Annotated in this window: 18 protein-coding genes; 6 read left to right on the forward strand and 12 right to left on the reverse strand. The window is 60.7% G+C overall.

Features of this window, described 5'->3' with window-relative positions:
* The first annotated feature begins 73 nt into the window (after nucleotides 1-73).
* On the forward strand, nucleotides 74-2125 hold the full coding sequence (locus G5S37_RS22780) for a tetratricopeptide repeat protein (protein WP_165206960.1): 2052 nt from the start codon (nucleotides 74-76) through the stop codon (nucleotides 2123-2125).
* A 266-nt stretch (nucleotides 2126-2391) separates the two neighbouring features.
* Here the strand turns inward: G5S37_RS22780 and G5S37_RS22785 are convergent, their stop codons facing one another.
* Both G5S37_RS22785 and G5S37_RS22790 read right to left on the reverse strand, forming a co-directional pair.
* A complete protein-coding gene (locus G5S37_RS22785; RefSeq protein WP_165206962.1) occupies nucleotides 2392-6801 on the reverse strand; it encodes a PVC-type heme-binding CxxCH protein in 4410 nt (1469 codons plus the stop codon).
* Nucleotides 6802-6805: 4 nt separating this feature from the next.
* Complete coding sequence (locus G5S37_RS22790; RefSeq protein ID WP_165206964.1) at nucleotides 6806-8035, reverse strand: Tm-1-like ATP-binding domain-containing protein; 1230 nt, start codon at nucleotides 8033-8035, stop codon at nucleotides 6806-6808.
* A 205-nt stretch (nucleotides 8036-8240) separates the two neighbouring features.
* Here G5S37_RS22790 and G5S37_RS22795 point away from each other — a divergent pair, with 205 nt between their 5' ends.
* Nucleotides 8241-8723, forward strand: a complete 483-nt coding sequence (locus tag G5S37_RS22795; protein ID WP_165206966.1) for a carboxymuconolactone decarboxylase family protein — start codon at nucleotides 8241-8243, stop codon at nucleotides 8721-8723.
* Nucleotides 8724-8737: 14 nt separating this feature from the next.
* Here G5S37_RS22795 and G5S37_RS22800 read toward each other — a convergent pair whose 3' ends face one another.
* Complete coding sequence (locus G5S37_RS22800) at nucleotides 8738-9604, reverse strand: AraC family transcriptional regulator (RefSeq protein ID WP_240914694.1); 867 nt, start codon at nucleotides 9602-9604, stop codon at nucleotides 8738-8740.
* A 129-nt stretch (nucleotides 9605-9733) separates the two neighbouring features.
* Here G5S37_RS22800 and G5S37_RS22805 point away from each other — a divergent pair, with 129 nt between their 5' ends.
* Together G5S37_RS22805 and G5S37_RS22810 are read left to right on the forward strand one after the other, a co-directional pair.
* The gene (locus G5S37_RS22805; RefSeq protein ID WP_165206970.1) at nucleotides 9734-10858 is read left to right on the forward strand and encodes a hypothetical protein; all 1125 of its coding nucleotides are present in this window, start codon (nucleotides 9734-9736) and stop codon (nucleotides 10856-10858) included.
* Between the two features lie 69 nt (nucleotides 10859-10927).
* Entirely contained in the window at nucleotides 10928-12769 is a 1842-nt protein-coding gene (locus tag G5S37_RS22810; RefSeq protein ID WP_206026111.1) for an N-acetylmuramic acid 6-phosphate etherase, read from the forward strand.
* 75 nt (nucleotides 12770-12844) lie between these two features.
* Here the strand turns inward: G5S37_RS22810 and G5S37_RS32395 are convergent, their stop codons facing one another.
* From G5S37_RS32395 to G5S37_RS22840, 5 genes are all read right to left on the reverse strand, one after another.
* Nucleotides 12845-13972: a hypothetical protein gene (locus G5S37_RS32395; protein ID WP_206026112.1), complete on the reverse strand. Its 1128-nt coding sequence runs from the start codon at nucleotides 13970-13972 to the stop codon at nucleotides 12845-12847.
* Nucleotides 13973-14073: 101 nt separating this feature from the next.
* Nucleotides 14074-14826, reverse strand: a complete 753-nt coding sequence (locus G5S37_RS22825) for a diiron oxygenase (RefSeq protein ID WP_165206976.1) — start codon at nucleotides 14824-14826, stop codon at nucleotides 14074-14076.
* Nucleotides 14827-14879: 53 nt separating this feature from the next.
* Nucleotides 14880-15782, reverse strand: a complete 903-nt coding sequence (gene ispH / locus G5S37_RS22830) for a 4-hydroxy-3-methylbut-2-enyl diphosphate reductase (RefSeq protein ID WP_165206978.1) — start codon at nucleotides 15780-15782, stop codon at nucleotides 14880-14882.
* An 88-nt stretch (nucleotides 15783-15870) separates the two neighbouring features.
* Nucleotides 15871-16179 (reverse strand): transcriptional regulator, encoded by a 309-nt coding sequence (locus G5S37_RS22835; protein ID WP_165206980.1) that lies wholly within the window; start codon nucleotides 16177-16179, stop codon nucleotides 15871-15873.
* A 65-nt stretch (nucleotides 16180-16244) separates the two neighbouring features.
* The gene (locus tag G5S37_RS22840; protein ID WP_165206982.1) at nucleotides 16245-16898 is read right to left on the reverse strand and encodes a hypothetical protein; all 654 of its coding nucleotides are present in this window, start codon (nucleotides 16896-16898) and stop codon (nucleotides 16245-16247) included.
* Nucleotides 16899-17101: 203 nt separating this feature from the next.
* Here G5S37_RS22840 and G5S37_RS22845 point away from each other — a divergent pair, with 203 nt between their 5' ends.
* Together G5S37_RS22845 and galU are read left to right on the forward strand one after the other, a co-directional pair.
* Entirely contained in the window at nucleotides 17102-18103 is a 1002-nt protein-coding gene (locus G5S37_RS22845; protein ID WP_165206984.1) for a GHMP kinase, read from the forward strand.
* Nucleotides 18104-18151: 48 nt separating this feature from the next.
* Entirely contained in the window at nucleotides 18152-19021 is an 870-nt protein-coding gene (gene galU, locus G5S37_RS22850) for a UTP--glucose-1-phosphate uridylyltransferase GalU (protein ID WP_165206986.1), read from the forward strand.
* Nucleotides 19022-19385: 364 nt separating this feature from the next.
* On the opposite strand, the gene pta is transcribed toward galU, so the two are convergent.
* The 4 genes from pta to G5S37_RS22870 form a co-directional block, all read right to left on the reverse strand.
* Nucleotides 19386-21485: a phosphate acetyltransferase gene (gene pta / locus G5S37_RS22855; RefSeq protein ID WP_165206988.1), complete on the reverse strand. Its 2100-nt coding sequence runs from the start codon at nucleotides 21483-21485 to the stop codon at nucleotides 19386-19388.
* A 21-nt stretch (nucleotides 21486-21506) separates the two neighbouring features.
* On the reverse strand, nucleotides 21507-22700 hold the full coding sequence (locus tag G5S37_RS22860; RefSeq protein WP_165206990.1) for an acetate kinase: 1194 nt from the start codon (nucleotides 22698-22700) through the stop codon (nucleotides 21507-21509).
* 78 nt (nucleotides 22701-22778) lie between these two features.
* The gene (locus G5S37_RS22865; RefSeq protein WP_165206992.1) at nucleotides 22779-23456 is read right to left on the reverse strand and encodes an SdpI family protein; all 678 of its coding nucleotides are present in this window, start codon (nucleotides 23454-23456) and stop codon (nucleotides 22779-22781) included.
* Nucleotides 23365-23787: an autorepressor SdpR family transcription factor gene (locus G5S37_RS22870; protein WP_165206994.1), complete on the reverse strand. Its 423-nt coding sequence runs from the start codon at nucleotides 23785-23787 to the stop codon at nucleotides 23365-23367. The genes G5S37_RS22865 and G5S37_RS22870 overlap by 92 nt, the downstream gene beginning before the upstream one ends.
* Between the last annotated feature and the right edge of the window lie 113 nt (nucleotides 23788-23900).

The raw sequence follows: 23900 nt of genomic DNA on the forward strand, positions 1-23900 counted from the left end.
GGATAAATCGTAGGCAGGAGTACTTACAGGGTTTGCTCTTGCCCGGCATTGAACCATTTGGAAGCATAGGGGCATGCGCTGCCACTTGATTGCCCTGGTTGCCTTCGCATCCATGCGCTTCACGGCCCATGGTCAGGATGCATCCGCCGTGGTGCAACAGGGCCATGTAGCGCTGTCGCGCAAGGCGTACTCGGAAGCCATCCAAAACTTCACCACGGCGCTGTCTCTCGGGCTCACGAAGGAGGTGCAGTGCACGGTGCGCACCCAGCGCGGACTCGCCTACCTGGCGAGGGAGGAATGGGAGCACGCCATTCGTGATTTCAACCTCGTGCTCGCCGAGAAGCCGAAGTCCCTCGACGCCCTGGGTGGACGGGGCATGGCGTACACTGAATTGCACCAGGCGGAGAAAGCCATCGCCGATCTGGATACGGCCATTGCGCTGAACAACAAGCTGGCCCTGCTGTACCGCCACCGTGCGGAAGCCTACCAGACCAAAGGTGATCTCGCCAAGGCCATGAAGGACGCGGACGAGAGCATTCGCCTCGAACCCGGCGAGGCAAAGGGGTACATCACGCGCGCCGCCATCCATCTGGCCTCGGGCTCGCTCGACAACATGCTGGCGGACTTCGACAAGGCGATGGAGATCAACCCCGAGGTGGCGGAAGTGGAAATGGAAGAAGGCGCGGGCAGCGCGACGGCGGTGAGAAAACTCCTGACCGGCTACAAGGCCCAGAAGGAGAAAAAAATGACGGAGGCCATCGCCGCCTATGATGAAGCACTGATGGGCGACCTGGCTCCACGGATGAAGTCCATGGTGCTGTGCAATCGAGCGCTGGCCAGCTATGAGTTGGGAGGGTGGACGGAATGCATGGCAGACGCCACGGCAGCACTGAAGGCGGATCCATCCAATGTGGAAGCGCTCGGCGCACGAGCCATGGCGCTGGAGAAACTCGGACGGAAGGACGAAGCACTGCGCGACTACACAGATGCCCTCGACCTGCAGCCCAATCACGTGAGCATCCGCAACAACCGCGGCAACGTCTACCGGGAAACCGGCAGGCTGAACGAGGCACTGGAAGACTACGCCGTGGCGCTACGCGGGAATCCCAAGAACGTGCCTTCGCTGAACGGGCGGGTGGATGTCTATCGCCGCAAGGGTGACCACGAAGCCGCGCTGAAAGCCTCCGAAGAAGCACTGCGTGCCGCCGGTCCCCAGGCCTCCATCTACAACTTCCGTGGTCTCGTTTATCGTGACATGAAGCAGGCGGACAAGGAACTCGCGGACATGAGCGAAGCCGTGCGACTCGATCCGGCCAATCTCACCTACCTGCGCAACCGGGGTCTGGCCTATGAAAGCAAGAAAGAATGGGACAAGGCCCTGCGCGATCTGGATGAAGCCATCCGCCTGAAGCCGGACGATGCGGAGGGATACCTGCTGCGAGGCGCTGTCTATGAGAACAAGGGTCAACTGGAGACCGCCCTGCGTGACCGTGAAATGGCCGTGAAGCTGGCTCCCAAATCCGCCGCTGCCTACACCGGCAGGGGCGCCACGAATCTGAAACTCAAGCAATGGGATCCGGCGCTCGCGGATTTCAGCAAGGCCCTTGAACTCAATCCGGACAGCGCCCATGCCCACACGGGACGCGCCGCTGCCTACCATGGAAAGGGCGATGTGAAGAACGCGACGGCAAGCCTCGACGAGGCCATCCGTCTGCAACCCAGTCACGCCGGCAACCAGAAGAACCGCGCCATCATGCACGCGAACATGGCTGAGTGGGCGCCGGCCATCGCAGGATTCTCCAAGGCCGTGCAACTCAATCCGAATGACCTCGATGGGCAACTGTGGCTGGTGCGCCTGCTGTCCGCGAGCCCGGACAACGCCGCGCGTGACGGCAGGAAGGCAGTCGAACTCGGCACGAAGCTTTGTGAAAAGCTCCAGTGGAACAGCGAGAGCGTGGATGTGCTGGCCGCCGCCTACGCGGAGACGGGCGACTTCGCGAACGCAGTGAAGTACGCGAAGCAGGCCCTCGCATCTGGCACCGCTGCTTCGCCCGAGCACAAGACGCGGATGGAGCAGCGGTTGAAGCTGTATGAAGCCGGCCAGCCGTACCGGATTGTGCCGTGAGTGCTGAGTAGCTGTCTAAGCCCTGCTTATGCTATCAAAGTTGAAAAGGCTCCTTGTGTGGGGAGCGAAGGATTGGGCAAAGGAGCGTGGACACTCTTGTCCGCCGTTCTGTTGCGCAGCGACTTCTGTAGTGTGAAATCTGCGGGTGACGCCTCTGAAGCAGCTGGTGGAATGTGACCTTGCTTGCCAGATGGAAGACGATGGCACGTCGGGGGCAGCGGACAAGAGTGTCCGCGCTCCTTTGAAATGCCCGACGCATCTCAGTCTTACTTCAGCGTGCGGATGTAGCTGAAGAGATCCGCGATTTGCTGCTCGCTGAGCGCATCCATCAGGCCTTCGATCATCAGCGAGCGCTCGGTGAAGTCCGCCTTGGCCACGTCGGCCATGTTGATGCGCTGATCTATGCCGCCCATCATGCGCAGGGTGAGACCATCCTTGTCGCGTGAGGCGAGGAAACCTTCCACGAGGCGGCCATCCTTTGTTTCCACGCGGAAGGCGCGGTAGCCACCCTCCACGGCGGCATTCGGCGTGAGCAGGGCGCGCAGCAGGCCATCGAGATCACGATGTGCGGAGCCATCCAGGGCCGGCGCAAGGTTTGCACCTTTCCCCGCCACCGTATGGCAACTCATGCAAATGCTGGTGAAGGTGATCTGGCCAGCTTTGGCATCCCCGGACTTCGCGGCGATGACCTTGTACTTTGCCAGTTTCTCCGCCTGGGCCTTTGCCTCGGTGGCACTGAGAAGATGCGGACCGTTCAAGAGGGGCACAACTGTCGCCTGCTTGGTAATGCCCTGCCAATCGGACATCGGCGAATGATACACCATGAGATGCTCGGGCTTCGCTTCACCGGCGAAGGTGCGGTCAAAGCTTGAGCGAATCTCCTCCGGCGTGCGGCAGACATTCCACACGCGATACTCGGCGAATTCGCCCGCTGTGCCTTTGTTCCCAACCGGACTGCGTCCGATGTCACAGCCCTCAAAGCTGGCCGTCGTGGTCTTGTTGCCGGTCGCGTCCAACTCGCCGTTCAGGTAGATGCGGAACACCCCCTTGTCATCGCGAGTGAATGCCACATGCGTCCACGCGCCAGGCACCATGTCCTTCGTGGCAACAGCCACATCATGGAGGTCACCACCCACATACACGCGGAATTTCTTGGCGAAGAAATTCGGACCAAAAGTCTTACCGTTGGAGATCAGGCCATCACCGTTGTCGATGCCGTCATCCAAGCGCACCCAGGACTCCACGGTGAAGGGGCCTCGCAGCGTGATATTGCTGTCCACATAGCCATCTTTGTTGCCGTTCATCTTCAGCACGCGGACGAACTTCTTCGCCACGCGATCCCAGAGTGACTTCATGGCAGGGTCTTCCGGAAAGAGAGAATGCAGACGCTCCAGCAGTGAGGCATCGAGATCCGCATCCTTCAGGGTGCCTGTGGTGACAGCACCCAGCAGCACTTTCCCACTGGCCTTGGAAGAGGCGAGCTTCGTAGCCAGCGTGTTGCGTTCCAGAGGATTCAGCTTGGGCCAGATGCTCCCGAACTGCGTAGACGCAACCTCAGGTTTACCGGAAGCCAGCGCAGCAATCGCCGCACCGCGAAGTCCCGGAGGGGTGCTTTCGTCCGTGGCGAGCGGTTCCAGTCTCACCGTCTCCTTTGCAGAGAGCTTGGGAAGGGTATCGATGGCAAGAAGTCGAACATCCTGCGGCGTGTTCGATGCCAGTGCGATGTCAGCCACGGCATGCTCCAACCCCTTTACAGGAAACGCCGCTGTCAGAGATACCGTAAGCGGGTTGTACTGTTTGCTGGCGCGGTCGTGCAAGGCTTCATCCAGATCGATGTTGTTCAGCATCACGGTGGTGTAGCCGCCATCCAGACGGTCACGCTGGCGCACGGCAGCCTCCAGTACACGGAGCCTGTTCTCGGGACGGTTGATGAACCCGGCGGCCTCATCCAACCACCCGCTGGGAATCATCTGCAGGTATCGACCACTGCTCACATCGCCCGACTTGAGGGGCACTGGCGGAGTCAGCAGGGCAACCACCTCTTCGTCGCTGAGTGCGCGACTGGCATCGCGGAGCGCCTCAATGAGGGCATAGGGAGGCTCGCCCTTCGGTAGAGCGAGGCAGGCAGAAATCCGGTTCTCAACCGGGAGAGCGCGTGCCGCTTTGCTGCGCAGGAAACTAGCCAGTGCCGCTCCGTGATTTTCCAACGCAGCACGCGCCAGATACCGCTCAAACTCCCGCTCATAGGCCTGCATCTTGTCGCTGCCTGCCAGCAGGGAAGGGGCGAAGAAATGCACGAGCGCTTCCACCAGCACGGGGCTGGATTCCTTCACTGTCGCCAGTGTCTGGATGATGGCACTGCGCACATCGCTGTCCTTTTCATCGCGCAAGGGGGTGAAGAGTTTGGCGAGCACCTCGCCACTCAAATTGAAGGAAGCCAGGGCGCGAGCCGACTCGCGGCGCTCATTTCGATCCTGCGACGCCAGCAACTTCACCATCGTGGCTTCGTCGTAGATGCCCAGGCCCTCGCAAACCCAGAGGGCATTCACATGCGTGGCGGCATCCTTGTTCTCATCTGTGGCCAGTGTCAGCAGAGTCGGAGCGAGATCCTTCGCTCCACGCTGGATCAACTGTTCCGTCGCTGCGCGCTGGGCCCACTGGCTGGTGGTTTCCAGATACAGCAGCAGGTCATCCGTGGCTACCTTGGTCATGTCCGGCACATCCGGCTTGGACTGGTCCTTGTGGCGGATGCGCCAGATGCGTCCGCGGGTCTTGTCGCGGTCCGGGTGCGCGCGTGGCACTTCGTTGTGACTGATGATGCGATTGTACCAGTCCGTGACATACAAGCAGCCATCCGGTCCGAAGGCGATGGCGATGGGCCGGAACCACGGATCCGTGGAGGTCAGGAAGTCCGCTTTCTTCTCAAAGGTGTATCCGTTCCCATCATGCTTCATCTGCACCGCCTGAACACTGCTGGTGATGGGATTGGCAATGTAGAAGATGCGTGTGTCACCTTTTCCGGTAAAGGTCTCGGGCCAGTCACCGTCTTCCTTTAAGGCGAGGCCGGACAATCCGGTGCCGCCCATCTGCGGAGGGCTCAGCGAGGGTGGACGCACAGGCGCGTAGGGCTTGAGCTTTTCATTACCCACACCGGGGACATGCGTGCCGGGCATGAAGGGCACCACGGGATAGCCCATGTCATTCGCTTCCTGGATGAACCAACTGCCGGCGCGATCCAGCACGAGGCCCCAGATGTTATTGGGACCGCTGGAGAGCAGTTGGAAATCGCTGCCATCAGGGCGCATGCGGGCCAGTTTGCAGAAATGGAAGGGCGTGCTCGGCTGCGGGGTGATGGAGAACATGCTGCCGGTGGCGAGTGGCTTGCCATCCGGCCGCTTCACATCACCGTGGTTGAAGGCGCCCTGTGCGAGGTAGATCCAGTTCCCCGGTCCCTGGGTGAACTGATGGGGAAAGAGGTGCGAGTCATCAATGCCGAATCCGGTGAGCACGACGTCATGCTTGTCAGCTTTGCCATCGCCATTCGTGTCCTTGTAGAGTCGGATGTCGTGACCATACTGAGCATAGCAGCCGTCCTTCGCCGGCAGGATGCCCAGGGGAATGGCCAGGCCATCGGCGAACACACGCGATTTGTGGGGACCCGGGCCATAAGGCTGATCGTAGATAAGAATCTTGTCCCGTCCGCCCTTGGCATACAGAGACTCCGCCTCGGCTTTGTTCTCGTTGGCATCGACCGGGTAGTCGAGTGCGGTCATGGTCCACATGCGGCCCGCGTGATCCCAGGCCACGGCGATGAACTTGCCAATGCCCTCCTCCTCCTCCGCAACGAGTTCCACGGTGAATCCATCCGGCACCTTGAAGCTGGCGCGTTCCTGCTCGGGTGTCTTCGCTGCCGAACCGGGAGCATTGCCCATCTTCATAGCGCCAGCCGCAGCCGCAGCGGGAGCCGCGGCCGCCTGCTTCTTCTCACCGGGATGTCCGACCTTGTCCCACGTGGGAGCATTGGGTGTGGGAGGCAATTCTTCGATGGTGATGTCCTTTACCTGCACCACGACCTTGCCACCGGAGTGCACCTGGATGGCGATGTGACCATCTTGCGCGATGTTGGTGTCTTGCTCGGTGTAGTCGAGCGCGGGCACGCCATTCACCCACGACTGGATACGAGGTCCCTCGGCGCGGATTTGATATTCGTTCCAGTCATCCGCCTTGATGGAGGCATTCACCGCCGCGAGATCCGTCGCTTCACCGATGACCTTGTTGCGACGGGACTCGTCATAGAGCTTGCCCCACCAACCGGCGCCTGCGTCCACCTGGTAACCACTCATCTCGGTGTTGTTGGGCACACGCAGCGAACGAATCTGCACACCACTGTTCACAAAGCCCGTGCCCGTAATCTTGAGCTTCAGCTTCAGCACGAAGTTGTGATATGACTCCTTCGTGGCCAAGAAGTGGTTCCTGGTGATCTGCTCCGTGAGAGAGCCGCCGGTGAGGAGACCATCCTCCACACGCCAGATCTTCGAGTCGCCCTCGAACTGATCCAGCGACTTGCCATCGAACAGCGAGACCGCTCCGGTCGATTGGGCAGGCAGTGCCGGAGCGGTGGCAATGAAGGCCACTAGCATCGTGAGCAGCCGGCGGGTGAGTGAGTGCTTTTTCATGGGATCAGGGAGCGTGATGAGCGGCGATGTTTTCGAGCAATGCGGTGGCGCAGGCGGCAGCGAAGGCGGGATCGTTGATTTCGAGATCGAACTCCATCAGCGGGATGCCGGGACGCAGGTGTTTCTTGATGGAAGAGAAGAGGGCCTCGTCTGCAGCGGGATCATGAAAAGCCTTCCCTTCTGCGCTGATGATGCTGATGGCTTTCTTTGGAAGCAGCACCGTGACAGGCGCTGTATACGCATTCACCTTCTCCGCGAGGATGCGGCCCAACTCCTCACACTCTTCCGCATTCGTGCGCATGAGGGTGACTTGTGGGTTGTGGTGGTAAAAATTGCGGCCTGCATACTTCGCCGGCACGGTGTGGGGCTCACCGAAATTCACCATGTCCAAGCATCCCGGTGTGACGATGGCAGACACGTCCGCACGACCCGCCGCTTCCAATCGCGCAGGTCCCGCACCGAGGATGCCGCCCGCCAGTTCATCCGCCCATTCCGTCGTCGTGATATCCAGCACCCCGGCGACCATGCCGCTTTCGATGAGGCTCTCCATGGTGCGTCCGCCGGTGCCGGTGGCATGGAATACCAACACCTCATAGCCGGATTGCTCCAGCAGTGTCTTCGCCTTGTCCACACAGGCGGTGGTATTGCCGAACATGCTGGCCACGATCAGCGGCTTGTCCTCCGCAGGCCGCGTTTCACGTGTCACGGCCGCCTCCACCATGCCACAGATGGCTCCCGCGGCGTTCTCAAAGATGGTGCGGGAGATGCGGTTGATGCCAGAGACATCCACGATGGCTGGCATCATGACGATGTCCTTGGTGCCGACATAGGGTGCGGTGTTTCCGCTCGCGAGCGTGGATACCATGAGCTTGGGGAAGCCAATCGGCAGAGCCCGCATCGCAGCCGTGGCAATCGCCGTACCGCCACCACCACCGAGTGAAATGATGCCGTGGATCTTTTCCTCTTCCTCCAGCTTCGCCGTGTATTTCGCGACAGCGCGAGCCATCAGGGCCACAGATTCGCCGCGGTCCTTCTTTGCAAAGACGGCCTGCCAGTCCTCACCACCTGCGGCAGCCACCTGCTCAACGGGAACGTCCGGCGTGATGGTAGGCTCTTCCAGGCAGCCTACGTGGATGAGAAGCGTCTCATGCCCGCGGGCACGGATGGCTTCAGCGATGAAGGCGTGCTCAGCGCCCTTGGTATCAAAGGTTCCCAGTACAGCGATGGTAGGCATGCGAAAAATGGAGGATAGGAAAGTGACGTGCGAAAAGGCGGTCGTTCAGTTCAGCGACACCGCGTGGAGCAGGCAAGACTACGGAGAAGCCCTCCATTTCTAAAGAACAAATCTCCACCGGCTGGAGACGAAAATGCAACGTACTGCCCTTTAAGCAGCCATAGGTACCCCGCACGGAGCCCCTCACCCTTAACCCTTCCTCACCATGTCCACAGATCCTGCAACGCCTTCATCCCCACGCCTCAACTACCGCGAGGCCAGCCCCGCAGCATTCACGGCCATGCTCGCCTTGGAAACCGCCGTGCGGAAGACCGGACTGGACCCTGTGCTGCTGGACCTCGTGAAGCTCCGCGCCTCCCAAATCAATGGCTGCGCCTTCTGCATCGACATGCACGTTAGTGATGCCAAAAAGAAGGGCGAAAACGACCGGCGACTCCATCTACTCCCCGTCTGGCGTGAAGTGCCCCATTTCTTCACTCCTCGCGAGCAGGCGGCACTGGCCTGGACGGAATCCCTGACTCTCATCTCGGAATCCCATGTACCGGACGAAGTCTATGCCTTGGCCAGCAAGGAGTTCTCCGAGACCGAACTGACCAACCTCACCCTGGCTGTGGTGGCCATCAATGGGTGGAACCGTTTCTCCATCACCTTCCGCGCGATGCCGGAGCCTCTTGAGAAGCAATCCTGAAAAAGGACCGGCTGCTACAATCCCCGCCGATACTCCGTTGGGCTGCACCCCACCCAGCGGCGGAAGGCACGGGCCAGCACCAGCCCGCTTTCATAACCGACCGCCTCTGCGATGGCATCCAGCTTGTCATTTGTCTCCTCCAGCAGATGGCGCGCCTGCTGCATGCGCATGTAGGTGAGCTGCTGCATCGGGCTGCGCCCAAAATGTTTCAAGCAAGCCTTGCGCAGATGCTCACGACTGGAGTGGAAGCGCGCGGCGAGACTGTTCAGTTGCCAGTCATCGGAGAGGCTTGCAGCCACTTCGTCCCAGAGAGACACCAGCTTCTCATCCACCTTCGCAGGTTGGGCGATGCGCCTTGCAAGACCATGCACAATCTCAACCCAGTGGTACATCTGCCGGGAGTCACGGGCTGTTTCCCACTCGCCAATCAATCCCTCAATCGCGCGGCGCAGCATGTCGCCATCGAGCTTCACCTTTTGTGGTGAAGCAGAGCCTACGAGCGGATGCACGGGTGGAGGTTCGTCATAACGTACCCAGGCAATCACCCAGCGGCCCTCGCTGCCGGCTTCGAACGCATTCAAGCTCCGTGGCGGTGCCATGCACACCGTACCCGCCCGGATGGTCTGCCAGGTACCGTCCAGCAAGATGCGTCCACTGCCCTCGCACACCGCCATGAGGAAACTTCCAGAGGGTCTCAATCGTACCCGCTGAAATCCCGGTGTGGCCCACTCGATGCCGACACGCGAAATGCGATGCGCGCCTAGTGCCGGACAAGAGGATGCCTCCAGAATCATCTCACGCGTGCCACGTCCATTGCGAGTCACGTCCGTACCGAACGGCACGGAAGTGGACTGAAGAAGAGAGCGGGATTTGGCGTTCACAGAATGAGAGGAGCGGCTCCATGATGATAGCGGGCCAGACAACGTGATCCAGCCCCTCGCTACATCTACCTTCCTCGAAACCATGCACCCGACGGTGACAGCCGGGGGAGAATCTGTTATCTGGCACGCATGACCATCGGTCGTCCCCTGCTCTGCCTGCTGCTGGCGCTGTGCTCCCTCAGGGGATTTGCGGAGGTGCCAGCACTGCCGGAGCACGCCAGGCTCGAGCTGGAGGAGACTTGGGCCTCGGGCTCCATCGATCCAGCACGCTGGTACCTGATGCGGCGCAACTGGGACGGAGGCAATCACGGCAACGTGCCGGAAAACGTACGCGTCATCGAGGAGGCCGTGGCCGACGGCACCAAGCGGCACGTTCTGGAGTGTCGCGCTAACGGCGACCAGTACACAGGCCCCATTCATGGTCTGTGGAACAAGCCGGATCGCGTGGGCGGCATCATCGCCAGCAAAACGTTTTTTGCCTCAGGCCGCTTCGAGGTGGAGATGCGCGTGGGAGGGACCGAGAAACTCGCCGTTGGTCCGGAGAATCCAGCCAGGCCCATCGGTTCCATCGCCGCCATCTGGATCTATGCCGGGAAAAATGTGCGGGTGACGGACTCCTTGTCGGACGGGTTCGTGCAGGAGGAGCCACTGTATCACCCGTATCTGCAGAAATGGAGCAAGGGCAACGCCTATCTCACCTCAGAGCTCGACTTCCCGGAGCTCGGGAAGAAGGGTGACTTCGACCATGCGCTCTACAACACCTTCAATCACTCGCGCATTCACAGCAAGACGCTCCCAGTGCAGGTGGCTGATGGAAAATATCACACCTACACCACGGAATGGCGCACGGCACTGCGCGAACTGATGGACTTGCGTGATGAACAGGTCACGGAACACCAGGGCTTCCACTGGATCCGCGACTTGAAATATCCCTTCGACCGGTACTGGGGCAATCCAGTGAAACGACTCGGCAAGGATCGCTACGCGGTGTATCACGGCGTGAGAGCCACGCATTGGATCGATGGCAAGCTCGTGGGCGAAAACACCGATGATGTGCCCACCATCGCGGCGCAGCTCAGTCTGGGCATCTGGTTGCCTGACTGGGCGGGACCGGCTCCATGGCAGGAATCACGTGCCACCTTTGGCACGATTCGCGTGTGGCAGTACCACGATGAAGGAGACGTACGAGGCCTGTTGACCAATGACCAGCCGGACAACTTCAAGCCCAGCGGCGAACCTATCAAGAGCCCCTGAAACCAGAAGCCCTTCAGAATTCGCGAACGCTGGCACCGCTTTCCCTGTCAGTCCTCTGGTATCACCTACATGTCAAAGCCACCCATGGAGCACCCACGCACCTTTCTCGGAATCGAAACAGGGGCGACACACACCACCGTACTGCTGGTGGATGAAAAGGACCAGACGCTGCAACGATTTGATCTCGGTCCTGCCAATGTGCGCCTGCTGACGAATGTGGAAATCGCGAAGGTCTTCCGCGAAATCAAGCGTCGCACCGGTGAACCCTCTGCGGTGGCGGCGGGCATGGCAGGTCTGCGCAACGAGGCGGACGAAAAGCGTGTACGGGATCTGGCCGTGCATGAGTGGCCGGGCATCCCCTTCCACGCCACCAACGATCTCGAAACCGCGCTGGAAGCCGCAGGCCCATGGCCGGACAAGGCGGAAGCGCGCGTGCTCCTGTTAAGCGGCACCGGCTCCTGCGCCTACGGCCGCAATACCGAAGGACGCACGGTGAAATTTGGCGGACGAGGACACATCCTCGGAGATCGGGGCAGTGCCATCGATATCGCCCTGCAAGCGCTACGCGCCATCGTGTACCAACAGGATCTAAAGGCTCAATTCCCTGCACTGGGTCAAGCGATCCTGCGTGCGCTGCAATTGAACAATCCGGACGATCTCATCCCCTGGACCCAGGAGGCCGCAAAGGGTGATATTGCCCAGCTTGCAGTAACCGTGTTTCGGGAGGCGGAGAAGGGAGACAGCCTGGCCCGCGATGTCTTGCGTGAGGCCGCGGATCGTCTCGCGGACATGGCAGCGAACTGTGCCGCACATCTCGTGAACGAAGGCGCGCACGTGCAGTTCATTCTCGCGGGCGGCACGCTGCTGAAGCAGCCCGTGTTTGCGAACTCGGTGAGCAAGCGACTCCATGCGCGCTGGAGTGACTGCCGGGTGGAAAAGCTCAAGCACGAGAGTGTGTGGGGCGCCATCACTCTCGCGAAGACTCTTCTGCCTGTGGTGCCGGGTGCTTCCGGATCTTCCCTGCCTGCGGCATTGATTCCTTCTCCCGAGTCCAGTGAGCCTGCGGACGCAACACCTGTCCCGCTTGCCTCCCTCGCGAAATCGCCCACCGAACTGCGCAATCCGAGGACCATGGCGCTCGATACCATGGCGCTCGATGAAGCAATCGAACTGCTGGTAGACGAGAATGAAGTCGCGGTGCACGCGGTGCTCCAGCAGAAGGAAGAGATCCGCTGGCTCATTGAAAAGACCGTGGCCGCTTTCCAGAGTGGTGGCCGTCTGTTCTATGTGGGCGCCGGCACGAGTGGTCGGCTCGGCGTGCTGGATGCCAGCGAATGTCCTCCCACCTTCCGCGCCCCGCCGGAGCAGGTGCAGGGCATCATTGCCGGTGGCCAGCGTGCCCTCTGGAGTGCGGTGGAGGGCGCTGAAGACAGCACCGAGGGCGGCGCCAGCGCGGCGCGCCATCGTGGAATCAAGAAAGGCGACGTACTGGTAGGCATCGCTGCGAGCGGCCGCACGCCTTATGTCTGGGGTGCCCTGCGTGAAGCAAAAAGCGCCGGCGCCACCACGGCGCTGCTGGCCTTCAATCCGCACCTCGACGTTTCCGCCGCCTGGGCTCCGGACAAACTCATTCTCATCGACGTAGGTCCCGAGCCGCTCACCGGCAGCACGCGCATGAAATCCGGCACGGCCACCAAGGTAGTGCTCAATACCCTCACGACGCTGGCGATGGTGCACACCGGAAAGGTGCTGAGCAACCTGATGGTGGACATGAATCCCAGCAATGTGAAGCTGCGCGACCGTGCTGTGCGGCTGGTCCGCGAACTCACGGGCAAGGATGAAGACGCCGCACGCGAGGCGCTGGACCAGCATGACTGGGTGGTGAAGAACGCGGTGCAGTCCCTTCGCTGAAAAAACAAAACGGGAGGGCTGATACGTCGCCCTCCCGTTTCAAAAACTCAGACTATCGCGCTTCTCTGCCTTTGATTAGGTGCTCGCGGGTGCTGGAGTAGTGGCCCCCGGCGCAGGATCCGCCCCGGGCGAGACCACCGGACCTTGGGTTTCATTCACGGACTGACGCAGTGACTTCAGCCACTGCCCCGCATTCGCATGCGAGGGATTGTCACGCACCACCTTCAGCATGTCCGCCAGCGCCATGATGGGATTGATCTTGTTCTCAAGCAGGAAGCTGGCCTTGCTCCACTGCAGGACCGGCAGTCTCTCCTTGTAGTACTCGGCATACTGCGCCTCGCTCATGGAGCTCTTTTGCAGCGCCATCTCCGCGCTGATGCGGGCGTCCCACTGGGCCCCGACTTCCTCCCGTTTGTTTTCGAGATAGAAGGGGAAAATCACCTTGTCATAGATGTTGGCGATATCGAGCGGCGCATACTCCCACTCGCTGCTACGCAGGTATTGGTCGAGCTGCATGGCCCGGGCGAATTCCGTCTGTTTCACAGATTCCCGGAGGATGCCAGCAAGCTGGCCCGCACCAAGGGCTGGGCCACCGCCACCGCCGCCGCCAGGACCACGGCCACCGCCGCCCGGGCCTCGACCGCCACCGCCGCCATTGCGCGCCCCCTTATCCTTTTCTTCGACTGCACCTGAGGCGGTGTGCTTCATTGATTCCTGCACGGCGCCCACCACACGGGGAAGATAGGCCTGCAGAGCGGCTACCAGCTGGGCCCTTTCCTTGGCCTCATCTGCATCCTGGGCCTGGATGCTCAGCACCAGATACTCGAGCTGGAGCACGAGTCCCTTGGTGAACTCAGGGTCCTTCAGGCGGGTTTCGTTGTTGTCTTTCCACGCCTGGAAGTCCGTGGTCTTCAGGTTGCGCTTGTCATAGTGCTCGATCTTATAGCAATCCAGATACAGCGCGACGGCCGCCGCCTCGCTCGCGGCACCGGCACGGCACTTGGTGAGGGCCGAGCCGAAGAGGTCACCTCGCCCCTTGTTGATCTGCATCTCGAGCTGCTCGAGCTGCTTCATGATATTCGCAGTCTGCTCAGCCGTGAGGGTGGGTGACGTGGTGGTCGTTGCGGGTGTGGGGACAGTCGGAGCCTGGGCCAGCAGACACACAGGCGCGCACAACATGAGCGGGTAGAGGAGTCGTTTCATGAGGAATAGCAGGAGCATTGCAGAAACGTCCCGCAGGTGTTGAAACTTAGCAAGGCACCGCTGGTTGCGCCATTTTCCACGCGCCCTCGCCTTCCCCAGGTTCACGTGGCAAGCGCTGCCGGACGCGCGCCCCACAGATGCTGGGATCCGCCAAGCCTCCTGAGGAAACGTTCACCCGTCTTGAACGTCATGGCAGCGGCCTCCCACGGGCTCAGTCCCAAGGCACGAAAGCAATCCCGGTGATCCCACGCCACCGCCACGGCAGTGACCCGCTGGAAGATGCGAAACTGCGCCCGCCAGAGCCAGCGTCGCCACGCAGGCATGGCATCAAGCCGCTCTCGCAGAAACTCCGTGTGAAATGCAATGTGCCGCATCTCATCCGAGAGAATCTTGTGGCAGACACCGCGCAGCGCGGTGTCACCGCATTTCCGGTACATGACGCCGTAGTACACCTCCGCTATCAGCTCGGCGATGAGCAGGATCTGGATGTTGAATTCGACCCCGAAGTGGTTGCGCAGCCAGCGGAAGATGGAGTTACTCCACTGTTTTTCCAGGCACACCCCTCCCAGATAGGTTACCGCCTTCTCCAACAGGCGGGCGTGGTACTGCTCCTCCGCGATGAAGAGCCCTACTGCTTCTTCATAGCCCGCCAGCCGATTCGCGCTCACCACGTGCCGCACATATTTCAGGAGCCGTGTGCCTCCTCCGCTTTCGCCCAGCTGAAAGATGGCCAGCGATTCCCTCAGCGGCTCGAGCACGGATGCTGGAAGGGCGCAACCCCCAGGCGGCAGAGCGGGTTCGACAAAACGGTTCTGATTGGCGCGGAAATACTGGATCCAGAGATGGGTATTCATGGCGGCTCAAAGCGGGAGATGAAGTGCTGGCGATCAAACAAGCGGGATGACGACTACTGCACGCGGCTGGTCACCATGCTCACGAGACCCGCCAGAGCACTGCCGGACTTTTGTTCCGCGGCGAGGACCTGCAGGCGATCCATCACCGCGCGCACGGTCTCATCCAACGTGCTGGTACCTGCGGTCACGCCCACGTGCTGTGATTTCTGAAACCACGCAGGGTCCAAGTCTTCCGCTCGCTCCACCTGGTGGGCTATGCTCCCCAGCTTTCGTGCCGATTCCACGAGCTGGCGGGTGTTGTTGCTGTTCCGTCCGCCAATCACCACCACCGTATCACACACAGCGCAGAGCTCCACGAGCGCGGTCTGCCGCTGCTTCGTCGGCTGGCACACGGTATCCACGAAGCGCACTTCAGCGCGCGGATGGCAACGCTTCAGCGCATCCACCACCTTCAGCACATGCGTGACCGGTTGGGTGGTCTGGCTGATGACGCCGAACTTTGGTCGAAAGGGGACCTCCGCAGCCTCCTCCTCTGTCAGAAGCACGATGGCCTCCGGGAAATCCCCCACCAGACCACGCACCTCCACATGCCCTGCCTGGCCGATGACGACGGGGAAGTACCCCTCCCGCACCAGGGTGCGCAGGGCGTCATGCGCCTTGTGCACCAGCGGACAGGTGGTGTCGGTGACACGATAGCCGGCTTCTTTCCAGGCGGTACGTTGGTTGTCCGAGGCGCCATGCGCCGTGATGACCACGTCGGGAGTGGGAGCGGAGGGCGCATCGCTGAGGGTGCCCATCTGCACGCCGAGCGTGCGGAGGTGGGCATCTACCAAAGGATTGTGCACGAGCTGGCCGAGGATGGTGACCGGGGCGGCCTGTGCAGCGGAATGGGTGGCACGGAGGGCGTCGCGAACGCCGAAGCACATGCCGTGATGTTTGGCGAGATGGATGGTCATAAGGCAGGGGATGTAGGTAAGGCTGCTGATGGATGGCGGAATGAAACTTTGTGTGACAAAGTTTCTGGACAAATAAAAACAGGGAAACTCACTTGGGACGACTTTGCTGCACAATGGCCTCCAGCACCTTCACGTAGGCACGGAAGGCACTGCTCCCCGCCCCTGTGATTTCGTACTGGGTCATGGGACGGCCGCTGTCGTTGGCGACGGTCTTCAGCTCGCGCACATACCCTTCTTTTGTCAGGGTGCGCAGGTGGGTGATGAGATTGCCATCGCTCATGGACAGCTCGGATTTCAGTTCCTGGAAACTCCACGGACTGCGGCTCGCGAGCAGTGTCATGATGGAGAGACGGCTCTTCTCATGAATGACGCGGTCGAGCTGGGAGAAATCAATCATCAAGCTGGAGAAGAGGGAAAGAATGCTGCGGGGTGTTGGCGGGGCCGGGACGGACGCACAGGCGGCTAACGTGGACTCGAGGAAGCGACCAGCTCCCGCGGCTGACTGAGGAAGACCGCGACCCCGTAGATGATGTGGAAGAGGCCAAACGTCAGCCCCATGTAGAGCGAGGCCAGCGCCACCGGGGGAGAGACCATGCCGGGCCATCCCTTCCACAGCCAGAGGACCGTGAGCACCTGTCCGGCGATCAAAAAGGCGCGAGCCAGGTGAATGATGGATCGGGGCGCAAAGCTGACGGTGCCCTGGAGCGCCAGCCCGTAGCAAAGAATCCAGACCAGGGCCGCCAATTCCATCTGCTGACGGAACGCGATAAGGCTCACCCCGAGCACACCACCGGTAAGCAGCGGCGGCACCACCGCACGCAGGGCCATGCGCAGGCCATCCGTGATGAACGGCTGCCCCTTTTCCTGGGATTCACGCATGAGCAGGAAGAGATTCGCCACGCCGGAGACACACAGCACACCAATCCACGCCGCGAGGAAGACCTGAGGCGAGGGAGGTCTCATTATTCCCCAAGCCGCCACCGCCAATCCAATCACTCCCCCGCACAGGGCTGCCGTGGCCGAAACCGCCCGGTAGATGCTGGCCCGCTCCATGAGCGTGCGGATGATGCGGAGATGCTCCAATGCCGTGTCGTGAGGTAGGTCGGATGCGGCCATGGCTCACTTTGTATTACAAAGTTAAGTTTGCGTCAATGGTGTTTTTTGCACGATGACACCTCCCCATCCCCCGGACAGGCACGTCGGAGGGCGTGCATGTCTGCAACGATCGCATGGTGGACTGGCCACATTCCAGCTTCGTCATCTCATTTCCGTTGCCAGCCATAGCGCCCCACGTAGCATTCCCGCCCTCCGCTTACTCCATGGTTATCCGCAAGCACGCTCACGCCCGCGCCGGCCTCGTCGGCAATCCCTCCGACGGCTACTTCGGAAAAACCATCTCGTTCGTCATCCGGAACTTCGGCGCAGAAGTCGTGCTCTATGAGACCCCCGAACTGCGCATCGAGCCGAATGACCGCGACCACTCAGTGTTCACGGACATCAACCATCTGGCGAAGGACGTGCGGCAGTTCGGCTACTACGGCGGCATCCGCCTGCTGAAGGCCACGGTGAAACGCTTCGCGGACTATTGCGCAAAGGAGGGCATCCCGCTGCACGGCCGCAATTTCACCCTGCGCTACGAGAGCAATGTGCCCCCGCAGGTGGGCATGGCCGGCAGCAGCGCCATCATCTGCGCGTGCCTGCGCGCGCTGATGGAGTTTTACAACGTGGATGTCCCTCTGCACATCCAGCCAAACCTCGTGCTGAGCGTGGAGAATGATGAACTGGGCATCCCAGCCGGACTTCAGGACCGCGTCATCCAGGTGTATGAGGGTGTAGTATTCATGGATTTCAACCGCGGCCTCATGGAGGAGCGCGGTTACGGAAACTACGAGATCATCGACCCCTCTCTTCTTCCTCCCCTGTATGTGGCCTACACCCGCCAGCTCAGCGAAGGCACGGAAGTGTTCCACAATGACATCCGCTCCCGCTGGAACCGTGGCGAGCGCGAAATCGTGAGCGCCATGTACCACTGGGCCGGCCTCGCCGAGCGCGTGAAGGAGATGCTGCTCAGCGGACGCGGACGCGACATCGGTCCGCTGCTCAACGAGAACTTCGACCTGCGCCGCCGCCTTTACAAGATCAGCAAGGGCAATACCGACATGGTGGACGCCGCACGCTCCGTGGGAGCCAGCGCGAAATTCACCGGCAGCGGTGGCGCCATCGTCGGCACCTATGAAGATGAGGCGATGTACAAGAAGCTCGAGGCCGCCTTCAGCGAACTGGGTGTCGCAGTGATTCAGCCGCAAATCTTGCGCGCGTAGTCCAGCGCTTCCCCATTTCCCTTCGACTTCCCTGCCCTGCCCTCTTTCATGACCATTCGCAAAGCTGTCATTCCCGCCGCCGGTTTCGGTACACGCTTCCTCCCCATCTCCAAGGCTGTGCCCAAGGAGATGCTCCCCGTGGTGGATAAGCCTGTGATCCAGTATGTGGTGGAGGAAGCCGTCGCAAGTGGCATCACGGACATCCTGCTCATCATCAGCCGGGGCAAGCGCGCGATTGAGGAGCATTTCATTGCCAATCCTGAGCTCGAAGCGGATCTCGAAGCCAAGGGCAAGACCGAACCACTCGAAGAACTGCGCAAGCTGCAGAGCCTCGCGCGCATCCACTTTGTCTTCCAACCGAAGATGGGTGGCCTGGGTGACGCCATCCGCTGCGCCCGCGAGCACGTGAATGGCGAGCCTTTCGCCGTGCTGCTGGGCGATGCCCTCGTGTCCAACTCGGAAGGTGCGAAGCCCGTGCTGCGCCAGCTCATGGATGTGCATGAGAAGCATGGTGGCTCCGTGGTGGCGCTCGAAGAAGTGCCTCAGGAGAAAGTGAGCCGCTACGGCATCATGGGCGGCCCGGAAGTGGAGAGTGGCGTGATTCGCGCAGACAAGTTTGTGGAGAAGCCGAAGCCGGAAGAAGCGCCCTCACGCCTCGCCGTCAGCGCGCGCTATATCCTTTCCGCCTCCATCTTTGACGAACTGGAAAAGACCAAGCCCGGCAAGGGTGGTGAAATCCAGCTCACCGACGCCATGGCCACACTGATGCAGCGCGAGCCGCTCTTCGGCGTGAAGTACCAGGGCCGTCGTCACGACATCGGCAACAAGCTCGACTTCGTGAAAGCAAATCTCTGGTGGGGCCTGCGCCGGCCGGACATGGCGGAGCAGCTGAGGGCGTATCTCAAGGAACTGGAGTGACGCACAAGCACAGGTCAACCCGACAAGGCAGACCAACGAAGGAATAGGAACGCCTTTTTACCGATTGATGCACCAAGTCGCTTTGCGTCTTGGAGTGCGGTGGCAAGCGCTAAGGCGCGACACCGCTTTGAGCGGAGGAATGGCGTATTTTCAACAAGAGCGATCGCAGCTACAACTGGTGATCTCGATGTCGTGGATTCCATTGGAGACAAAGGAAATTTCTACGGGAATCCGCTTCGTTCAAAGCGGTGTCGCGGCCTCAAGGGAGGCCTTTGCCACCGCACTCCAAGACGCAAAGCGACCTGGTGACACATCCTCGGTATTCATTGCTCCTCTCACCTAGCCAGATAGCACGAGGAATAATTCACCCCTGCCCCGCCTGAATAGCCGTCAGCGCGATGGTATACACGATGTCCTCCACCAGCGCGCCACGCGAGAGATCGTTCACCGGACGCTTCATGCCCTGCAGCATGGGACCGATGCTGATGACATTCGCACTGCGTTGCACGGCTTTGTAGGTCGTGTTTCCGGTATTGAGATCGGGGAAGATGAAAACGCTCGCCTTTCCAGCCACAGGACTGTCCGGAGCTTTCGAGGCGGCCACATCCGCAATCGCCGCGGCGTCATACTGCAAGGGACCATCCAGTACCAAATCGGGTCGCTTCGTCTTGGCGATGCGCGTGGCCTCGCGCACCTTGTCGACATCCTCTCCGCTGCCGGACTCCCCGGTCGAATAGCTGATCATAGCCACCCGTACCGGCAATCCAAACGTGAGGGCCGAATCCGCGCTTTGAATCGCAATGTCTGCCAGCGTTTCCGCATCGGGATTGGGATTCACCGCACAGTCACCATAGACGAGCACCTGATCCGGCAGGCACATGAAGAAGATGGACGAGACCACCTTCGCGCCTGGCTTGGTTTTGATGATCTGCAGTGCCGGACGGATGGTATTCGCCGTCGAGTGCACCGCGCCTGACACCAGACCATCCACCTCGCCGAGGGCCAGCATCATCGTGCCCACCCAGACATTGTCCTCCAGCAGCTCCGCTGCTTGCACCGGGGTGAGTCCCTTGTTTTTACGCATCTCCACCAGCGGAGCCACGTAGCGCTCGCGAACGGAGGCGGGATCCAGAATCTCCACCGAGGCCGGCAGCTCCACCTGCTGCCCTTTCGCCACACGATGGATTTCTTCTGCATTGCCCAGCAACACGCACCGGGCAATTCCCCTCTGCGCGCACAAGGATGCCGCCTTGACCGTGCGGGGCTCGTTGCCCTCTGGCAACACGACTCTCTTTTCCGCAGCCCGGGCCAGTTCGGTCAGCTTGAAGCAGAACGCCGCAGGCGACAACCGCGCCTCCACCGGAATGGCTGCGTGGGACGCGATCCACTCGCTGTCGATGTATCCGGCCACGAAATCCATGCTCTCCACCACCCGCTCCAAGTCATCCGCCGGAACCTCACGGCCCATCTGCGCAATGTTCGCGGAGGTGTGCCAGCTATCCGTACCCACATGCAGGATCGGCAGCCCCCTCTCGATGGCCGCCCGGCACAGATCAAAAATTCCCGGCGGCACTTCGAGATGACCCGTCAGCAACAACCCCGCCATTGGCACGTCGTTCAAGCTCGCCAGACACGCCGCGAGAATCACATCACTGCGGTCAGCGGGCGTGATCAGCAAATTCCCCGGGGCAAACGAGCTCAGCATGTTTGGCACGGTGCGCGCGAGCAGGACGAATTTTCTCACCCGCCGTGTGTTCATCTCTCCCTCGAACAGCACGGTCGCATTCAGGTACCGCTGCACATCCACCGTGCGGCAGGAGCCGATGGCGTAGTTCTGCGGCACGGCGCCGATGAGATGAAAACCGGACAACTTCCCAAACAGCCGACTACCTGCGCTCAACTCCGTGACCAGCGAGGCAAAGGACTTCCCCTCCGCATGAGGTACACGATTGATGAGGCATCCGATCACCGAGGGATTCTCAATGCCGCCGAACTGCTTCGCGGCATACTCCAGCCGCGTCTCGAACTCCTCCTGGGACAAATCCCCCAGCGCTCCGGCCAGGATGATTTCCGCGCTCAGGGTCTTCGCGAGTTGCAGGTTCAATTCATCTGCATGGGGGTTCTCAGCCGTGTGGACCAGACCTTCCACAATCACGACATCCGCGTCTGAGGCTGACTCATGGTAGATGCCTACCACGCGCTCCAGCAATTCATCCATGCGCCCGGCTGAGATCAAACGCTCCGCCTGCTCCAGCGGAATCGGCTCCGCGGGTTTCAGCGACGTAATCGAACGCAGGAAATGCGTAGAGCGCTCCGGCCCGGTGTCTTTCCCGTCCCGTTGACCAATCGGCTTGCAGAAGGCGACGCGCACACCGCGCTTGTCCAGGGCCCGCACCAATCCGAGAGCCAGTGAAGTCAGGCCAACTCCGGAACCGCTGGGAGTGAGGTAGAGTGTATGTGGCATTGTTAAAAGGCGGTTTGCAGTTCAGCCATGGACAAAAGCAATCGCCTCCCTGGCAATCACGAGTTCCTCATTGGTGGGCACCACCATCGCCAGCAATCCTGACGTTTCCGTGGTGATGCGGCCAGCGGCATGCTTTCCATGCACCGCATTCAGTTCCGGGCTCACCTCGGCTTTCAATACCTTCAGCGATGCAAGGGTCCGCTCCCGCACAGGCGCGGAATTCTCCCCGATGCCGCCGGTGAACACCACCGCATCCAACCGGTCCAGCGATGCGGCAAGCGCCATGATTCCTTTGGCAAGGCGATAACAAAAAATAGCGATGGCCAGATCCGCCCGCCGGTCCCCCTTATCCGCAGCCTCTTGCAGGGTCCGCATGTCATTGCTCAAACCGGAGATGCCCAGCAGGCCACTTCCGCGATTCAGCAGGTCGGTCACATCGCGAAAGTCTCTTCCTGTATTCTCCACGAGGAAGAGCAACAGGTTCGGGTCCACATCGCCGCTGCGGGTCCCCATGACCAGACCCTCGAGGGGCGTCAGGCCCATCGTGGTATCCACGCTCTTCCCCTCCTTCACCGCACACGCACTGCAGCCGTTGCCGAGATGCGAGGTGATCATCTGGAGCGAATCCACCGGCTTGCCCAGCATTTCCGCCGCCTTGCCGGACACATAGCGATGGCTCGTGCCGTGGAAGCCATACCGCCGCACCTGATGCTTCTCATACAGCTCGTACCGCAACGCATACAGGTACGCATGGGGAGGCATCGTCTGATGGAATGCCGTGTCGAACACCGCCACATGAGGCAGCTCAGGAAAGCTCGTCATGGCCGCGCGGATGCCCACGATGTTGGCCGGATTGTGCAAAGGGGCCAATACCTCGCAGGCAGCTATCTTCCTTACCGCTTCCTCATCCAGCTGCACACTTCCGGAAAAGTATTCTCCGCCATGCACCACACGGTGGCCCACGGCGGATATCTTGAAACTCTGCAGCCTTTTCAAGATGGCCTCCAAGGCCTTCGCGTGGCTCATCCGCGGAATCGCATCCGTCGTCCGCTCTCCCTCGGCTGGCTTTACCTGCAGCCGTCCCTCTTCGGTGTTCAACCTTTCGGCCAGACCTTGTACCAGTACCTGACCGCTGGTTGGCTCGATCACTGCAAACTTCAGTGATGAGCTTCCGCAGTTGATCACCAAGACGTTGTCCGGTTCACGTGTTCCCACGGACAATGAAATGCCTGTTATCCCGGCTTTTGTCCAGTTCTTCGCCGCCTGACAATATCGGCACAAAGTCCTACTTGGTCACATCGCGATGCGTGTCTCCCGGCGCGACAAAATAAACGAATAAGCAATCACGGCCACGGCCCACACACCGATTCCAGCCAGGAGCACCCAGGCGTACCATGCCTTCTCCAGGCCGAAACAAACCGCCACCAGAAGGCCCAATCCCAGCGCGACCATGAGGCGGCCGCCGAAGCGGTGCGTCTTCGTCCACACCACCGGGGATTCCAGGGTCCACGGCACGCGGATGCCGATGGTGTAGTTCGGCCGGAGCTTGCTCATGCTGTTCCCAACCACCAGAAACATCAACGGGATGCCATAGTTGATCACGGCGATGACAGGATGCAGGTCGCCCCATGCGGCCCAGATGACCGCCACACTGAGCGCACCGAATAACACACAGGTGGCCACCAAGACCTGATGCAGCACCTTCCCCACGTGCTCTCGGGTCTCGGGATCGCACTTGGCCATCTTCGGATCAAAGCGGAACCACAACCGGGTGATGAGCACCATCAGTGGACTCGTGAGCGGCAGCAGGAGCGCACCCCACGGCTTCTTCATCCAGCCATCTGGAACGAAGGAAGCATTGAAGTGAATCGGAATTCGCTCAGGAATCTGTGGCCAGACGGCGGCGAGAAACACGAACGGGGCTGCGATGACGAGAAGAAGCAGCCATTCCCTTTTGAGCATCGTTTTCATGGCGTATCTGGGTTGTCTTTGTCTTGGAAGAGGAGGCTTTCGTCACGCCATTTGAAGTCGGCGTGGCAGGCGTGCCTCCCTTGGTAAGGGTGAGAATCCAGCGCAGGGCATCCTCCAGCACACTGGTGGAGAGCGTGTAGATCACGAACTGCCCCTGCTTCTCCGAAGTCACCAAGCCCGCACGCTTCAGCAGGTCGAGATGATGCGAGACCGTCGGTTTGCCCAGTTTGAAGTGCTCCGCAATCGCGCCTGCAGACAGGTCACCCTGGCGCAGCAGGTCGAGAATCGCCCGCCGGGTATCGTCATTCAGAGCCTGGAAGAGAGCCGTCATTGGAGTTCGATATTTCGACAATCATCGAATTACTTGTCTCCGTCAACAAAAAAGAACCCCGCCCGCGGCACGAGGCCATTGGACGGGGTCTTGGTCTTGGGGGAAAATCGTTG

This window comes from Roseimicrobium sp. ORNL1 (genome assembly GCF_011044495.1).
Lineage (GTDB): Bacteria > Verrucomicrobiota > Verrucomicrobiia > Verrucomicrobiales > Verrucomicrobiaceae > Roseimicrobium.